Annotated in this window: 14 protein-coding genes; 5 read left to right on the forward strand and 9 right to left on the reverse strand. The window is 41.9% G+C overall.

The window, feature by feature from the left end:
* Positions 1-21: 21 nt before the first annotated feature.
* From ACZ5NL_RS01555 to ACZ5NL_RS01565, 3 genes are read right to left on the reverse strand one after another with little or no spacing between them, the layout of a single operon-like run.
* On the reverse strand, positions 22-1,704 hold the full coding sequence (locus ACZ5NL_RS01555; RefSeq protein ID WP_464842588.1) for a M1 family aminopeptidase: 1,683 nt from the start codon (positions 1,702-1,704) through the stop codon (positions 22-24).
* Between the two features lie 6 nt (positions 1,705-1,710).
* Entirely contained in the window at positions 1,711-3,378 is a 1,668-nt protein-coding gene (locus ACZ5NL_RS01560; protein ID WP_464842589.1) for a DUF4932 domain-containing protein, read from the reverse strand.
* A 57-nt stretch (positions 3,379-3,435) separates the two neighbouring features.
* Positions 3,436-4,731: a hypothetical protein gene (locus tag ACZ5NL_RS01565; RefSeq protein WP_464842590.1), complete on the reverse strand. Its 1,296-nt coding sequence runs from the start codon at positions 4,729-4,731 to the stop codon at positions 3,436-3,438.
* Positions 4,732-5,005: 274 nt separating this feature from the next.
* Between ACZ5NL_RS01565 and mobA the strand changes: the two genes are divergently transcribed.
* On the forward strand, positions 5,006-5,593 hold the full coding sequence (gene mobA, locus ACZ5NL_RS01570; RefSeq protein ID WP_464842592.1) for a molybdenum cofactor guanylyltransferase MobA: 588 nt from the start codon (positions 5,006-5,008) through the stop codon (positions 5,591-5,593).
* On the opposite strand, the gene ACZ5NL_RS01575 is transcribed toward mobA, so the two are convergent.
* Entirely contained in the window at positions 5,571-6,464 is an 894-nt protein-coding gene (locus ACZ5NL_RS01575; protein ID WP_464842593.1) for a GNAT family N-acetyltransferase, read from the reverse strand. The two genes, mobA and ACZ5NL_RS01575, sit on opposite strands and share 23 nt — an antisense overlap.
* Before the next feature lie 25 nt (positions 6,465-6,489).
* Positions 6,490-7,446, reverse strand: a complete 957-nt coding sequence (locus ACZ5NL_RS01580; RefSeq protein ID WP_087037746.1) for a tetratricopeptide repeat protein — start codon at positions 7,444-7,446, stop codon at positions 6,490-6,492.
* A gap of 579 nt (positions 7,447-8,025) precedes the next feature.
* On the opposite strand from ACZ5NL_RS01580, the gene ACZ5NL_RS01585 reads away from it, so the two are divergent.
* The 4 genes from ACZ5NL_RS01585 to ACZ5NL_RS01600 are packed head-to-tail and all read left to right on the forward strand — an operon-like array spanning position 8,026 to position 11,096.
* Positions 8,026-9,273, forward strand: a complete 1,248-nt coding sequence (locus ACZ5NL_RS01585) for a hypothetical protein (RefSeq protein WP_464842595.1) — start codon at positions 8,026-8,028, stop codon at positions 9,271-9,273.
* Positions 9,274-9,308: 35 nt separating this feature from the next.
* Positions 9,309-10,229, forward strand: coding sequence for a ribonuclease Z (locus ACZ5NL_RS01590; RefSeq protein ID WP_464842596.1), 921 nt, complete (start codon positions 9,309-9,311; stop codon positions 10,227-10,229).
* On the forward strand, positions 10,207-10,908 hold the full coding sequence (locus ACZ5NL_RS01595) for a TraB domain-containing protein (protein ID WP_087037741.1): 702 nt from the start codon (positions 10,207-10,209) through the stop codon (positions 10,906-10,908). Before ACZ5NL_RS01590 ends, ACZ5NL_RS01595 begins: the two co-directional genes overlap by 23 nt.
* Before the next feature lie 11 nt (positions 10,909-10,919).
* Positions 10,920-11,096, forward strand: a complete 177-nt coding sequence (locus tag ACZ5NL_RS01600; protein WP_179193053.1) for a zinc ribbon domain-containing protein — start codon at positions 10,920-10,922, stop codon at positions 11,094-11,096.
* 83 nt (positions 11,097-11,179) lie between these two features.
* Here the strand turns inward: ACZ5NL_RS01600 and ACZ5NL_RS01605 are convergent, their stop codons facing one another.
* From ACZ5NL_RS01605 to ACZ5NL_RS01620, 4 genes are read right to left on the reverse strand one after another with little or no spacing between them, the layout of a single operon-like run.
* Positions 11,180-11,689 carry an Lrp/AsnC family transcriptional regulator gene (locus tag ACZ5NL_RS01605; RefSeq protein ID WP_087037739.1) on the reverse strand — a complete coding sequence of 170 codons (510 nt, stop codon included), beginning with the start codon at positions 11,687-11,689 and terminating at the stop codon, positions 11,180-11,182.
* Between the two features lie 38 nt (positions 11,690-11,727).
* A complete protein-coding gene (locus tag ACZ5NL_RS01610) occupies positions 11,728-12,966 on the reverse strand; it encodes a M20 family metallopeptidase (RefSeq protein ID WP_087037738.1) in 1,239 nt (412 codons plus the stop codon).
* A 46-nt stretch (positions 12,967-13,012) separates the two neighbouring features.
* Positions 13,013-14,431, reverse strand: coding sequence for a YfcC family protein (locus ACZ5NL_RS01615; protein ID WP_464842598.1), 1,419 nt, complete (start codon positions 14,429-14,431; stop codon positions 13,013-13,015).
* Positions 14,432-14,484: 53 nt separating this feature from the next.
* Complete coding sequence (locus ACZ5NL_RS01620; protein ID WP_464842599.1) at positions 14,485-15,804, reverse strand: cytosine permease; 1,320 nt, start codon at positions 15,802-15,804, stop codon at positions 14,485-14,487.
* Positions 15,805-15,816 lie beyond the last annotated feature (12 nt).

The following is a 15,816-nucleotide window of genomic DNA, read 5'->3' on the forward strand; positions in this document are numbered from 1 at the left end:
ATTGACAAGAAAATGCCAAATTTATTCGACCACAATTTTAATACCATTTATCTGGTATTCCCTGTTTTTGTTTATTATCCAATCATATGGATCAAGGATTACAGCCACTGGCTTCCCTTCACACTCAATGCTGATCCTTGCCTTTCCCTTTATCCAGATTCTCCTCACAAAGCTCCCTTTATTTGTTTCCACTTTTACCTCAAGAGGCATTGTAAAGTTGCTTTCATCAACGATTTCAAAGTTCAAGAAATACTTCTCGTTCTCCTGAATAATGGTGAGGTTCTCGACCCTATAATCAGGTGCCCCCGTTGAATAGAACCATTCCTCAAAAAACCAGTCCAAATCCTGGTTGCTTACATTCTCGAAGATCTCTTGGATTCTACTTAGCCCGCAACTTATGTAGTGGCACTCTTTTACAACTTGCCTTAATCCTTTGAAAAATGTCTCATTGCCGAGAACGAACTGTAAAGATCGAAACACAAAACCTCCCTTACGGTAGACCACAGGATACATTTTCTCCCAGCTCAACGATGATCTATAGGCGCTAGCCAATGAGATATTGTACATCATGCTGATATTCTCAGAGAAGTCTAAAAACTCAGCGGGTACATCCTCAGAATGAGTTAGCACGTATGACATGGCAGAAAATGTAGCGAGAGACTCGGAGATTTTACCCAACTCTGCATACGTTCCAAACCATGAATGGGATATTTCATGAGACAGCAACCACACATCATAACCTCTAGCGGAGACCACAACAAAGCTTCCCCCCATGTTAATTCCGCTATGAGGCTTGAAAAGCCTTGAAATCACTATGTTAAGGGAGTCATAGGGATAAGGCCCGTACCATTGAGAAAATGTTCTCACCATGTCTTCAACCCTTAGAAGGACTGTCTCACCTTTTTCTTTTTCGTTTGGTGGCATGTAGACTGTGGTATTCACGCTTTTTTCTTGGAGATTGAGGCTTTTTACAAACTTATCGAACCTCCCAACGAGAATGAGTGGAGAAGAGTGATCTTCATGCTCAAAGTACAGAATTCTCTGATTACTAGAGACTTTTGAATTCACAATCTTCCATGGAGCATATGACAAAGAATCAACAACAAAACCCCACCAGCCCGTTGGTAGCTTTAAAATAAGCGTATCCTTGGTCTTTGTGCCTTTTAGCACCACAGAGGGAAAATACATTGAGGCCAATATTACCTCTTCATCGTCTGTTGAGCTTTGATTAATTAGCATTCCAGAAAGTCCCAGTCCCGATGGCAATGTATTTTTCCAGTTAAGCTCATAATAGAGCGTTATCTCTACTGTTTTCCCTTTTAAGGGCTTAAATGCCAGGTAAATAACATCTTTTCCTTGAGAAACTGAAGCAGTTATTAGATCTGCATTTTTCAGCTTAAGATCTCTGATTTTTGTGATAGGGTAGAGATAAGATACTGCCATCCTTCCAGAGCTTGCATTCCCCACGTTCATTAATGTTAATGTCTCATTTGCCCTTATCGTCCCATTTTCAAGGAAACTCATTTCAACAAAAGAACTGTACTCAAAAGTAGTTGAGTTTTGGATGTAGGAAGTGAGGGTGAAGTTTGATGAACTAAGCTCTGAAACATCAACTACCACCTCATTGCTTCTATTGCTCTCGTGCCATACAAATACTGAGGCGGCCAAAATTAAAAGAGCGAGCATCAGGGTAACCTTTTTCATATGCTATCACCCTTGGACATAAAACCCAACTTCTGTATAGTTGCCGCTCTCAATGCCATAGCTCCGCGGATAAGCTGTGAAATCCTTTGCCAATTTTCTTGTACAATACCTATCCACTCCAGCTATTACAGCTATCAGGTTCCTCTCGTTCCAAGGGTTCTTTACAATTTCCACAACTCCTAAGGGGTAAGCCTGGAAGGTTCCGCTCACTTCTCTAAGCTCTCTATAAACTTCGTTCTCAATATCAAATCCCGCAAAACTCTCAAAGCCAGTTGCGTTTTTCGCTAAAACCCACGTGCCATTAAAAATGAATTTTATGGGGAGAAATGTTAAGTTCTTCACCAAGCCGTTGGCAGCAGGCCCTCCAACGAATATGAGGTTCGTTCTCAAGTCCTCTTCACCAAGCTCGTTTTCCGCTTTTACTATAATTTTCGGCTTGCCATTATAGAGCTTCCATGTGTCGTCCTTCTCAATAAGCTCCTTAAGCATGAAAGCGGTTTCTTTATCGTATTCTATTCCAGTTGGGTCTGGATTTTTTGCTCCGTAAACGATTATAATTTTTCCCTCTTCATAACCTCTATCAAAAAGCCATAGGCCACTCAAAGGCACTCGTTTTTTGAAATATTCACTAACATTCTCCGGAGTTGCCCAGCTTTTCATGTGCTCGATTAATATCGGAATGTAATCCTCAAAGGTTTCATTCGAGTCTTTAGAGTTCTCAAAATTTCTAAATTCCCTTACCAAATCATCAACCAAATAAAATCCAAGCACATGATCCCGCAAAATGAAGTATCTGGGAAGATCATGAACAACGTTAGGCTTAAGAGACATTAGAATGTAGTTTGTAAGCGCTTCAACAAGGTTCTCAGAGATGTACAGGTAGTTTGTATCAAAGTGTAGATCGTAGGTTGTATAGGTCAACTCACTCCTCACCTGAAGGAGGTAATAATCCAACTCTGAAAACTCAGTGGGATATTCTGAAATAAGGGGATTGATAAAGGAGTGAGAATACTCATGAGTGGCGATATAGAGGTAAAAGATTTCAGCATATTGCTCGGGCATAAAACCCACATAACCAAAGTAATAAGCAGTGTCTCCAACAGCCTTGCTCCCGGGATGGACTCTTAAAGAATACGAAAGAGCTATATGAAAGGTTTTGTACTGCTTTCCAAAGAGTTCTTCAAACTTTTGGAAGATGTCCTGCGTGAGGGCTCCCCTTGCTGGTTTTAAAGCTTCTTCGTATTCTTTCTTATGTTTTTTGTAGAATTCCATGAAGTTACTTTCCTTGGCAAAACTTATCAAAGATCTGTAGAACTCGCTCAAAGTGAAATCATTCTCGCTCATGTTGCCGAGATAGGGTTTTGAAACTAGAGAAGCTGCAAATTCATTTATTGAGTAGTCCCTTCTATAGTGAGACAAATCCTGTGGAATAGCTTCTCTAACCGAATAAACAGCTGGGTGATCTTTATAGGGAGCAAAATAATCTAAAACATCGTTGATATAGCTTTGAGGGGCGATTATAAAGGGATCATTTCCATTAAAAGCGAGAATATATACAACAGCGAAAAGCTCAAGGTTCGGGTTCACCTCTATAATAACCTTTGGCTCTTCTGCGGCCGTTGGTGTGGCGGCGATAAGAACGAGAAGGCATAAAATTAGTGAAGCCTTTTTCATGCCACCACCATTTGTTTTTGTCATGAAAAGTTAAAAAAGATTTGCTCTCATAAGTTGTTAATCCTTGAATAACCTTTTGACAAGGAAAATTAAGGGTATCAACAGCATAAAACCAGGACCGCAAATTTCTCTACTTGTAGTTGTTTGTTCAGGGGTTGCCGAAGAGAGTACAAAGCTCTCCCTAGTGTTCAAAGAGGACTGTAGCTGTGAGCAATTTTTGTTGTAATACAAAAATTCTCCGTGAGCTATTAATGGAACAAAATTGATGGAAGCATTTTCAAGGGCAAGTGAAAAATTTTGGAACTCAAATTTTAAGGGGATAAGTTTTGGGGATATCCCAGAGAAAACAACTTGCACATCTCTTCCAACACTCTCTGAGCCATTGACTGGAAATGCGAGAATCACATTCTTTGCGGATATAGCTAAGGAATCAGTTAATGCAACACCGTTACTCGAAAAACCTTTCGCCCATGAGAGCCCTCCGCTTTCATCAAGGAGGAGAGTTACAAAATTCCCGCCAATAAGACATTGCCCATTTAAGTTGCAATCAACATCATTGATTTTTATCGACCAAAATATGCTCTCACTTATCTTTTCAGGAAGATTCAGCGGAAGAAACTCATGCGCCCAGATAAGGTTGCCTTCTCTATCCAGCTTTATCACGAAGTATTCTCCAATCCATGGAGTGTGCTGGGAGCCAGAAACTCCTGCAACTACTGCAGAGACATTGCTCACATCAACTTTATCCACAAATTCATCGTATCCCAGATCAATAGCTCTCTGCCAAATGATGTTTCCTTCAAAATCAAAAGCAGCAATCCATGCGTTATAATCCTCTCCTGGAGCAAAAGTATACCCAACAACAAAAATCTTGTCTTCACTTGCAGTTACTCCAGAAAACTCCAAGGAACTCTGATTTTGTTTCATAGCTTTTTTGACCCATTTAATTTGGCCTTCGGGAGTTAAGGCTGCAACAACATTCCCAAAAACAAAGATTATCTCCCCATTGGGAGCCACAGAAACATCAGTTACATTTAGTTTTTTCATCCATAAGAGATCCCCCGTCTGGCTAAACTTTGCAATAAACCCCTTTCCAGCCACTACTAAATCCTTTTCACTCGTGAAAGCGATCCTATGAATTTTAATATCCCTGCGTGCTGTCGTTATTGCCCACAAGGGTTCTCCTCGAAGATTAACACTTAAAACACTGCTCCCTACTGCAAAAACTCTACCATCAGAGGTTGCAAGCACATCTTCAAAGCTTTCTCCATAGTTCCCTATCCAACAAGATGAAGCTGAAACATTTGAAAGAAAGAACAATAGGAGAAAAATCAAAATCGATAGGCGCTCCATGATCACATCCCCCTTATTCTTTAGCAAAGTACTGGGAGGGAGATTCAGCAAGGGCAAAACACCCCAACGATGCCTCTATCTCCACTTTTGCCTTCATCATAGGAAGGTCTCCATTAATCAATTATTGAGCACTCTAGCGATATAAAATTTACCATCGCATAGGGAAAAATAAATGTGATTCCAACCTTTCTTTTGAAAGTCCTACCTCTGAAGGGGATTTTCTCGGAAACAAAGGTTATAACCTAACACACCTCTACCATATAGGGAACCCAAGATGATTGCCGCTGTGCTCGCCGGAGGAAAAGCAAAGCGTTTTGGAGAAGAGAAGCTACTCTACAAAGTTAGTGGGAAGCCTCTGATACTCCACGCCATAGAGAGCGTTCTTGAAGCGGAAGGGATAAACGAAGCTGTAATAATAACTTCAAGAGAGAAAAAAGAGGCCTTTGAAGAGCTTGGCTTCAAGGTTATCGTTGACGAACTTGAAATTGGCCCAGCTGGAGGTGTTTACACCGCTCTAAAAAAACTGGGTGACGTTTTTGTAATAGCGGGAGACATGCCATCCATAAAGCCTAAATTCGTTGACTATATCATAGGGAAGTTCTACGAGCTTAGGCCTCTTGCCTGCGTCCCAAAATGGAAAAACGGCTACCTAGAGCCCCTCCACGCTGCATATTCAAAAAACTTCCTGAAAATACTGGAGGAGCAGATAACCAAAGGCAGATATATGCTTAACGAAGCAATAAGGCTTTCCAATCCTTGCTACATAGAGATAGAATATCTCCCTGAAGAATGGCGCGAGAGCTTCTTTAACGTAAACACCAAAAGCGATTTAAGGAAGATTAGAGGCTCTTCGAGAGTATAATAACGCCCTCAATCACTCTCGGCTTAAACTTCTCCACAAGTTCTTTTCCAATTATCGTGCGGAGCTTTTTGAAGCCAAGCTCCTTTGCTCTAGCAAGCAAAATGGGAAAATCCTCTCCTTTGCCCCACAAGTAGCCCGTAACAACAGAGCTATCATAATAGACCTCCTCGAGAACATAATAAGACCTTCCCAGCCTTCCGCTCTCGAAATAAACCCTATCATCTATCCCTGCTATTTTATCCCTAAAAGCCACGAACCAGTGGTGGTAGGAGCTTTGGAACTTTCCCGCGGCCATTTCTAGACCCTTAACCTCTTTCCACGAGAATTCAAACACCTCAGGCTCTAACTCAATAGTAGAAAAAGAACTTAAGTCAAACTCCACAAAGCTTGCACTGTAAAAGACATCCCTTATGCCGAGCTTTTCATAGAAGCCGATTGCCGATTTCTCCGGGGTTACTGTAACCAGTTCACAGCCTTTCTCACGGGCCAACCCTTCGACAAATTCAACAATAGCTCTGCCCACACCTTTGCCTCTGAAGCTTTTATGCACTTCAAGCACATCTATATGGGCGATTTTCCTAATTTTGCTCCCTATGAGCTCTTCACTGATTAAGACTTCCCCGTTCCCTACTATATTGCCATTTTCTTCCGCAACTATGGGAAACTGCTCCTCTAAAAGGAGGTTGTTCATGTGGATTGCACAGGTTTCAATGCTCATCCAAGGGCCACCGTGGAGATAACGCTCCTCTATGCTGAGTTCTTCGTAACTCGCTTCTTTACCTTCGCTTTTCTTTATCCACCTCTCAACTCCGGAGCAGTGAACATCAACTATGCCTCTGCAGTCATCAAGCGTTGCAATCCTAACTTTCATAAAAACCACCAAAAAAGAGAGAAAATTAAAGCTCTGCCTCGCTCAAGAACTCAAGAAGATCCAAAAGCCTCCTGTCCTTTATCTTCGTTATGTAGTCACTAACCTCCTCCCTTCCGATTTTGCCGTCCTTGTACAGGGCAACAGCCTTTACTCCTTCAAAGAACTCCTTCATTTCTGGGAATGCTCTAGCAAACATGTCTATGTTGTTGTAAATCTCCTCAAACCTGTCCTCCAGCATCATCTGCCACACCACATCTATTAGAGCATCAAACGCAACGTCAAAGTACTCGCTGTCCCTTCCATAGAGCATTGCATAGAGGCATTCATGCAGGGCCGCTTCATAGTCGTCTTCATCCTCAAATATCTCCTCAAAGACAAGGTGTATCTGAGATTTCAACCTCTCGTCTAGGTTTTGTGAGAGAAGCTCGGCAAGCTCGGCCTTTGCTTTTGCTATCTCCCCCATCTCAAAGGTTATGTAAGCTTTGTAAATCCTTATCTGCTTAACATCCTCCTCTTTTCCAAGCTCTTCCAGGGCTTTTTCTGCCTTGTCCATGAGCTCCAATGCTTTTTCGTACTCTAAGAGCTCCTCATGAATGAGCCCCATGTTGTAGTATACTTTTGCGATGTTCTCCAAGTTGCCCTTTTCAGTCTCTTCTTCAAGCAGTCCTCTGTAGAGATCAAGCGCCTTTTCTAATTCACCCAGAAGGTAATATAAATCGGCAAGATGATATTTAACTTCAAAGGTATCCTCTTCTTCAGCGAGCTTCTCAAACTCCTCAACCTTGTCAACATCAAGAAACTCTAGGAAATAATAAACCACAAGCTTGTACAGCTCATAATCTCTACATTCTAAGGCGAGCTTTTCAGCTTTTTCAAGAACCTCTCGCAGCTCCTCTTCACTAAGCTCATCGGCCTTGTAATATAGCAAACTTGCCAGCTTTTTGCAGTCTTTCTCCTGAATTGCCTTAAGTATCTCTTCCATTTTACTGCACCTCAAGAAAATTAGGCAATGGAACCTTTTAACCTTACGCATAAGTTGTCTCAATTCCTCAGCTTGTAGCATCTTTACTTTTCTCTGAAAGCCTTGCCCTTTAGGGCGGGGATGCAGTAATTGAAGACCCACCTTTAAAGAGTCGAAACTTTTTTAAACTTTGCAGAGTAATAAAAGCTTGAAAAGGCCAAACTTAGAACCCGATGAGACGGGGGTTTAAGTGTCCCCTTCAAGCTGAAGGAGAGTGGACGCCGTAAGGCGTCCTTCAAAAACCGCCCGTTCAGGCGGCCAAAGACTGAAGGTTTGCTGGAGGTTTGGCCTCTCAAACCATAACCCCAATCCGCTTTGCGGTAGGGGTAACGGGGGCAAGACCGTCCCCTCGGGCTGAACCGAAAGGCGGTAACGCCAAGTAGGTTATGAGTCGTCCGTAAACCTTCCCGCCATTGGCGAGGGGTTAACTCGTTGGAAGCCTCGCTTTTCAAGGCGGGGAGGAGGTCAGAACAAAACATAAAAAGGCTTATGAAGGGTATACGTCGGTGTAGAATTCAACTCTCCAGTGAGGGGGTGACAATGAAGAAAATCCTAAGCTTGCTTTTTATCTTTCTGCTTTTTTATCCTGCTCAGGTTGAAGGACTTGAGCGCTTGAAAGTTATTGAAGGAGAATTCACAAACCCTCTCCACGCAGAAGTTCCCCCCAGCTATAGCGCCGAATGGGTTGATTTCATCTTTTTGTCCAATGAAAGCTGCAACGTCTCGGCGAGCTATAAGGTTTACCAATATGGAGAGGTCGTAAAAGAGGGAACCGCAAAAATCAAATGGCTTAAAGGAACTCTCTACATAACAGTCCCTCTGGAGCTCTACGATGAGTTTATCGTTTATCTCTCTCCAAACTTCTCCTGTGAGGTAAAGCCTGCGGGATATAGGGTTATTGCTGGACTAGACCTCAACAAGCTTAGAGACATCAGCGTTAAGGTTGGGAAAGCGATTGAGCTGCAATGGAATGGCACCGTATCCAAGAACTCTTCCTCAAAGCTAAGATTCAATGCCTCAGGGAGGCTTTTAGGAATTGATGTAAAGCTCTACAATTATAAGGGAAAGGAGGTTTCGGGAATAGTAGAATGGGAAAATGGGACAAGAAACTTCACAGTACCAGTAAAGGATGGGTGGACATGGATACCTGGTGAAGATATACGTGGAGAGGTAACACTAGCCTTAAACCTCCCACCCGGAACTGGAGTAAGTGCAACCGCTTATTATGCTCGGGAGAGGGAGCAAATTAACGGAGACCTCTTGATTAAAGACAAAGAAAACCACACAGATCTTGATTACCCCTTCGGAGCTATGCTGTGGGACAGAGGAGGTACCGAGGCATGGTTTGAAGCAAAAGGCGAAGGAGATGTCCTGGTCTTTGACTTCGGCAACGAAAAAATATCCAGAATATCAATAAAACGCAACGAAGTCTGTGCTGAGCTCTACACCCTATATTATGGCAAAAAGAAGCATTGCTCTCTGCTCCCAATGAAGAAAATACACAATTTAAAGGTATCTTTGATTAGAATCCCCGACGGAAGGCGGCTCCTGCAGATTAAGGTTGATGAAGTTGTCTTCAGCGAAATGGTAAATTCCCCAATTAGATTCTGGTATTTTGGAAATAATATCTCCCTGATAAGTCTTGATGCATCTTTGCACAGAAACCCGGACTACTATGTAGTGCCACCTAATGAAAGAAAAACGAATATTGCCCTTGGGATTTCAACATTGGCACTGGTATTTGCCATAGCATTGTGGACACGTGAGAAAAGGAAGCAAGCGTCATGAGAATACCTTTTAAACTATCTCGCCAATCACAAATCATGCTTGAAGTGATTTTCCTCGGCACTGGTGGCATAATGCCCAACAAAGAAAGAAACGTGCCCTCTATAGCGTTAAGATACAATGGAGAGATTATCCTTTGGGATATTGGGGAGGGAACTCTAAGACAGCTGAACATAGCCAAGCTGAGCCCCATGAAGATTGAGAAGATTTTCATAACCCACTTCCACGGAGACCACTACCTTGGTCTGATGAGCCTTATTCAAACAATGACCCTCTGGAACAGGGAAAAGCCCCTCCACGTTTACGGTCCGAAGTACACCTTCGAGTTCATTCAAAACTACCTAAAAAGTGGATTTTTCAGGCCAAGCTTTGATATACATGTCCACGAGCTCGGAGAGGCAAGGCTGAAGTTTGGAGACTATGAAATATGGAGCTTCAAGGTGGAGCACGGCGTCCCTGCTTTAGGCTATGTTTTCAAGGAGAAAGACAAAAGAGGAAGTTTTGATCTTGATAAAATTAGAGAACTCGGCCTAAAGCCCGGTCCCTGGATGAGAGAGCTTGAGACTAAGGGAAAGATTGAGATTAATGGCAAGGTTATCCACCTCGAAGATGTGACTGGAAATCCCAAGAGAGGGGTGAAAGTCGTTTATACCGGCGATACCGAGCCCTGCGAAAGGGTGAAGCTCTTTTCTGAAAAGGCAGATGTATTAATTCACGAAGCAACTTACCTCAGCGAAGAGGATAGAGGAGAGAGCTATCACTCAACAGTTCCAGAGGCCTGCGAAGTTGCAAAAAAAGCAAAAGTTAAACTCCTAGTTCTCTTCCACAGAGCCCCCAGATATACGTACGAAGAGTATAAGCAGGGGGCGGAAAAACTTTGCAGGCATAGATTTATAATACCCAAAGACTTCGATGTGCTTAGGATTGGTGAAGAGTATGAGCTATCTTCGCTACGTTAAGGTCATAGGGACAATGCACGTTTCCCCAAAGAGCAGAAGAGAAGTCAGAAAAGCTATACTAGAAGAAAAGCCCGATGCAATTGCTATCGAACTTGACAGGCAGAGATTTTACTCCCTCCAATCCTCGGAGAGGATCACGTTTAAGGAAGCAGTAAAGCTCGGAAAGAAAGCCCTCCTGGGATACATCCTTATGAAGGTTGAGGAAAAGATTGGAGAAGAATTTGGCATGAAGCCCGGAGGAGAAATGATGGAAGCAATCCAGACAGCATCTCTTCTCGGAGTTCCGCTGTATTTAATCGATGAAGACATCCAAAGTATCATGGGAAAGCTTCTCAGAGCACCTTTGAGGGAAAAGATACTCCTCTTACTTGAGAGCTCCCTGGTTTTTCTTCCAATTGCTCCAGAAGCAGAAAGTCAAGAGGATATAATGGAGAGCTATAAGGTGATGATGCACAGATTTAAGCTCCGCTATCCCTACCTTTTTAGGATTCTCGTGGAGGAAAGAAATGAGATAATGGCAAGGAACCTAAAAGCAATTGTTGATGAGCTCAAGAGGAGAGGAGTCAAAAAGCCAAAAGTAGTAGCCGTGGTAGGTCTTGGGCACAAAAAAGGCATAGAAAAGCTTTTGAATTCTTACAGAGAAGAGAAGAACTTTTATACAATGACAACAAGATTATAGTGGGTGATATCATGGAAAGGCAACGCTTAAAATGTCCTCTATGCGGAGGAACAAGCTTTAAAGTTGAAGAAGGAAAGCTGGACAGCAAGTGGGGCTTTACAGCGCATAAGGTGAAGATAGTCATCTGCGAAAACTGTGGTTATGTTATGATGTTCTACAAAGGAAGAACGATATGGGACTTTGATTAACCCATGAGATATTTTTATTTTAATCTCTAAATCTCTATCTATTTTCTAAATCTTGACTTTTAAAATTGAAAATCTAAGTATCACTAAAACCTCAATTTAAACTGGCGATACCACGCTTTTGGACTTCCAATTGCAAGATAAATTGTATATTTCTCTACAATATCTTCTTCTCTAAGAAACTTGTCTATGTGATATTTAAGCTTCTCCGGATTAGCTTCAAAAAATCTAAGTAAGACATCACACTCTCCTCCAATATATTCCGTAACTTCATATATCCTCGGGTTCATAACTGCTTTACTAAGAAATTCTCTGATATTTTCCATTTTGGCCTGTTTTTTAAATTTAACTAACACATCAGCATATGCAACATCGGCAGCTCTAAGTAATATCAACGCTATTATCTGCAGAATACCCTCCTCTTGTAACCTCATCCTGCGTCTTCTGATTGTTGTAACAGATACACCCAACTTCTCGGCTATTTTAGTATCACTCATTCTGCCATTTTCTCTCAATAACTGGTATATCTTAATGTCGAGGTCATCAAGTTTGTCTTTTAAAATACGTCTTAAAACAACGATTTCATCTTCATACATAATATTAAATGTCTCAGTAGTATTTTAAAAGAATTTCGCTAAAGAGATAAAAGAAACGTCACAAATATCCCCACCGAGTCGATAATCTCTTTGATTTCAATATGTTCGTTAACGACATGCGCAAGGTTTTCATTTCCTGGACCGAATGTAATTGCCTTTATCCCTCTAGCTCCAAAGAGTGCCATTTCAGTAAAGCCGGTTTTGACTCCTGCTTGAGGTTTCACGCCAGTAATTCTTTCAGCGGTCGCAGAGAGCAAGTCCAAAAATCTTCCTCCGTTCTTCAACACATATGGCGGCTCGATATCCTCAACAACAATTTCGTAAGAAATGCCCAATTCCTTGCTCTTTTGCTCTATGAAATTAACCAGCTCATCGTAAGCTTCGTTTATATTTTCGTCTGGTAGAACTCTTCTGTCTATTGAAAAGCAGAATTCCTCAGGAATAACATTTGTTTTGCTGCCTCCCTTTACATAACCCCCTAGCTCCATTGTTGCTCTCCTTGATTTAGGATCATGGAAATCATATTCAGATACCCTCGAAGTAATCACTGGCTTTAGTTCCTTTAGTATGGAGTTAGCAAGCAGTATTCCCTTCTCGAATGCATTTTCTCCGAGCCAAGGCCTAGATGCATGGGCTGCTTTGCCTTTAACTTTCACCTGTAGCCATAAACCCCCTTTACATCCGATGTCTATGCTTTTCAGCGATGTTGGTTCGGTAATTATTGCATAATCCGCCGTAACAAGGTTTTCCTTCAAGAGATATTTAGTCCCAAGAGACGTCGTTTCTTCATCTGGAACTAGCGATGCGTTTATTCCAATATTCAAGCTGTCTTCAAATTCGCTGAGAATCCTCAATGTGCTGATAATACTTGCAATACCACCTTTCATATCGCTTGCTCCCCTGCCATATAATTTGCCGTCTACGATCTTTCCGGAGAATGGATTAAACTGCCAGCCCTCACCCGCGGGTACTACGTCATAATGTCCGTTAAAGTGTATTGTTGGACTTCCTTTTTTCAGTTCAGCGAGAAGGATATACCTTGGATACTCCTCGGGATTCTCTATGAACTCCTTCGCAAAGCTGTTTGGCACCTTTACAATATTTGTCCTTATACCTCTTTCCTCTAAGTAATCCTTGGCTTTCATAACAAACTCTTCGTAATTTTCTCCAGGTGGGTTTTGGGTTGGTATTTTCACGAGCTCTTTAAGTATCTGTACTATCTTATCTTTTTCTTGTTCGATTTTTTCGAAAACTTTCTTTTCAGTTTCACTAATCACAGCCCTGCCCCCTTATACTTCATAAGTACAAAAATAAAAACAGAACTCAGAAGGGACCTAGATTTATCATTACTGCAATATAGACCAAGATTATTGCTGCTATTGAGAGCTTGATTACAAGGGGTACTGCGTATTTCAGCCACCTATCATATGGAATCTTTGCCATTGAAATTGTCGCCATGACAACTCCGCATGTTGGGTATATAATGTTGGTTATTCCATCACCAAACTGGAATGCAAGTACTGCAACTTGTCTTGTGACTCCCACTACATCGGCCAACGGAACCATTATAGGCATCGTAGCCACTGCTTGCCCGCTCCCTGAGCAGATAAGGAAGTTAATTAAGGTCTGCACAAAAAACATTCCTACACCTATTAATCCAGCTGGAAGGCCTGCGAGTGGCTGGGACAATGCATATACTATGGTGTCAAGAATCCTTCCGTCTCTCAGCACTACTGCTATTGCCCTACCAAACCCTATAATCAAAGCCCCATACGTAAGTGAAGAAGCTCCTTTTATGAAGTATCTGACTATTTGGTTGGGCTCCATTCTTGCTAAAATTCCTACGACTATTGCACCCACAAGGAATAATGCCGAAAGTTCATCTATGTACCATCCATACTTTAGAACACCCACTACTAAAATTGCAAAGGTTCCTAGGAACCCCAGCAGAGCTAGCTTTTGAGAGGAGGTTAGAGTAACTTCCTCCAATTTTTGAGTCGTTTCAAATTCTTCATAGGGAACATCTGCAACGATACTTGCTTCTGGGTTTTTCTTGACTTTTGAAGCGTAAGACATCACGTGGTGGATCGTGATTGCCATAAACACGAGCCACACTATAATCCTGAACTGCATACCTGAGAATAGCGGAAGTTCTGCTATTGTTTGAGCAACACCTATGGTGAATGGATTCATGAAAGCCCCTGCAAAGCCTGCCGCGGCACCAAGGAATGATATCGAGATTCCCACAACCCTGTCGTATCCCATAGCAACTGCAAGCCCAATCATCAAAGGCACAAAGGCTAGTGTCTCTTCTGCCATTCCGAAGACTGACCCGCCTAATCCAAAGAGGACCATTAAAGCTGGTATAAACAGCTTCTCTTTACCCCTCATCTTTAATGCCGCCGCAGAAAGCCCTGCCTGCAGTGCACCAGTAGCCTCAGTAACGCCAATTAAACCCCCAATTATGAATACAAAGAATATTATGGGGGCAGCTTCTTGAAGTCCCTTGACTATTGAGAGAAACATCTCCCACGGCCCAATAGGGTTGCCTTCCACATAGTGAAACGTATCAGGGACAATAACTGTTCTCCCATTTACTTGCGTGCGCTCGAATTCTCCTGCTGGGACAACCCATGTAGCTATTGTTGCCAGAACTATTACTACGAATATTATCACATATGCATCTGGAACCCACCTTTTCTTTTTGTTGGAGCCACAATTATTTTGTCCTTTGCACCCCATCTTTCCACCACCTTAAACAAAGTAACTTAAAAAATAATGAAGAAAACCATATGTCAGTGACTGATCCAGTGTTTTGGGGTAAACTGATCTGGAGCAATACTCGCCTTAATGCGCATAAGCAGGTAGTAAATTATTGCGGTTATGATAAATGTTTGAACTGCGGGAAGTCCAACAAATTTTATATATTGCATATAATATCCTGAAAGGATTCCAATTATTACTGAGACTGTTGCTATTACATTCCATCCTGGGATATCCTCCCATTGCTCTTTTCTTAAGATGAAAAAGTCTGTCATCATGACTGCAGCTATTGGAGGGAAGACAATTCCTAAAAGCAATAAGAAGTCCATGTATCTGTCCAGTATACCTGCTAGAGCCAATACAATTCCAATGACTACTATACTTGCAGTTGCCAATGCTCTTCCTCTCCCTGTTCTTAAGTCAAGCATATTGGCAACTGCTAGACCTGGAGTGTACACATTGACAATTTGTGTAGTCCACTGTGCAACAAACATTAGGAAATAAGCCCAAAACGGATATCCCAATGCAACCATTACTGCTACAATATCCCAAGTACCAACCCCTACTGCCATTATTGCTCCTACTGTCATTAAAATAAAACCTACTATCATGGTTAGTGAAGGCATTAGGAACGCATTTTTCCACCCGGGTTTCATTTGCCTACTATAATCCGATATCATTACCCACTGGACAACATTCACTCCAATAACTGTTGATATTGCTACAGCTACAGCCATTTGGGGAGTTGGGTTCCAGTTCATTATTCCTGAAACTCCATGCTTTGACACTGAAAGATAAACTCCCATTCCAAAAACAAGTAACCCTACTGGAACCGCTAAATAATCAGTCCATTTCATTGAAGTATATCCTAGGATAGCGGGTATTCCAAATATTATTCCAAGGATTATTACTATTACTGCCCAAGCTCCCCAATTGGAAGTGTAATCTATGCCTAACGCTGCCGAGATAGCATTAGCCATAATTGCAGTTTGGATACCCCACCATCCCAGACCCATAAGAATTACTAACAGAGCAATTAAAGTTCTTGCTTGCAAACTTCCAAAAGATTGCCTAGCTATCACCGTGGAAGGTCTACCAGTTTTTGCACCGATATATGCATTTAGTGAATCTCCTACCCAAGTTATTAGTAAGGCTATTGCTACTATCATTGCCACTTTAGCAACACTAAAGCTTCCTACCAACCCTGCACCTACCATAACTACACTCAATGTGAATTCTACTCCTGCATATACTACTGCTGGACTTACCCATGATTCTCTGCTTTCTAGTGGCACGGCGTCTATTGCTACGTCTTTTTCTTCCGAATGTTTTAATTTATCTATCAACCCCATATTTCTACCCTC

It is taken from the genome of Thermococcus aegaeus (assembly GCF_055393685.1).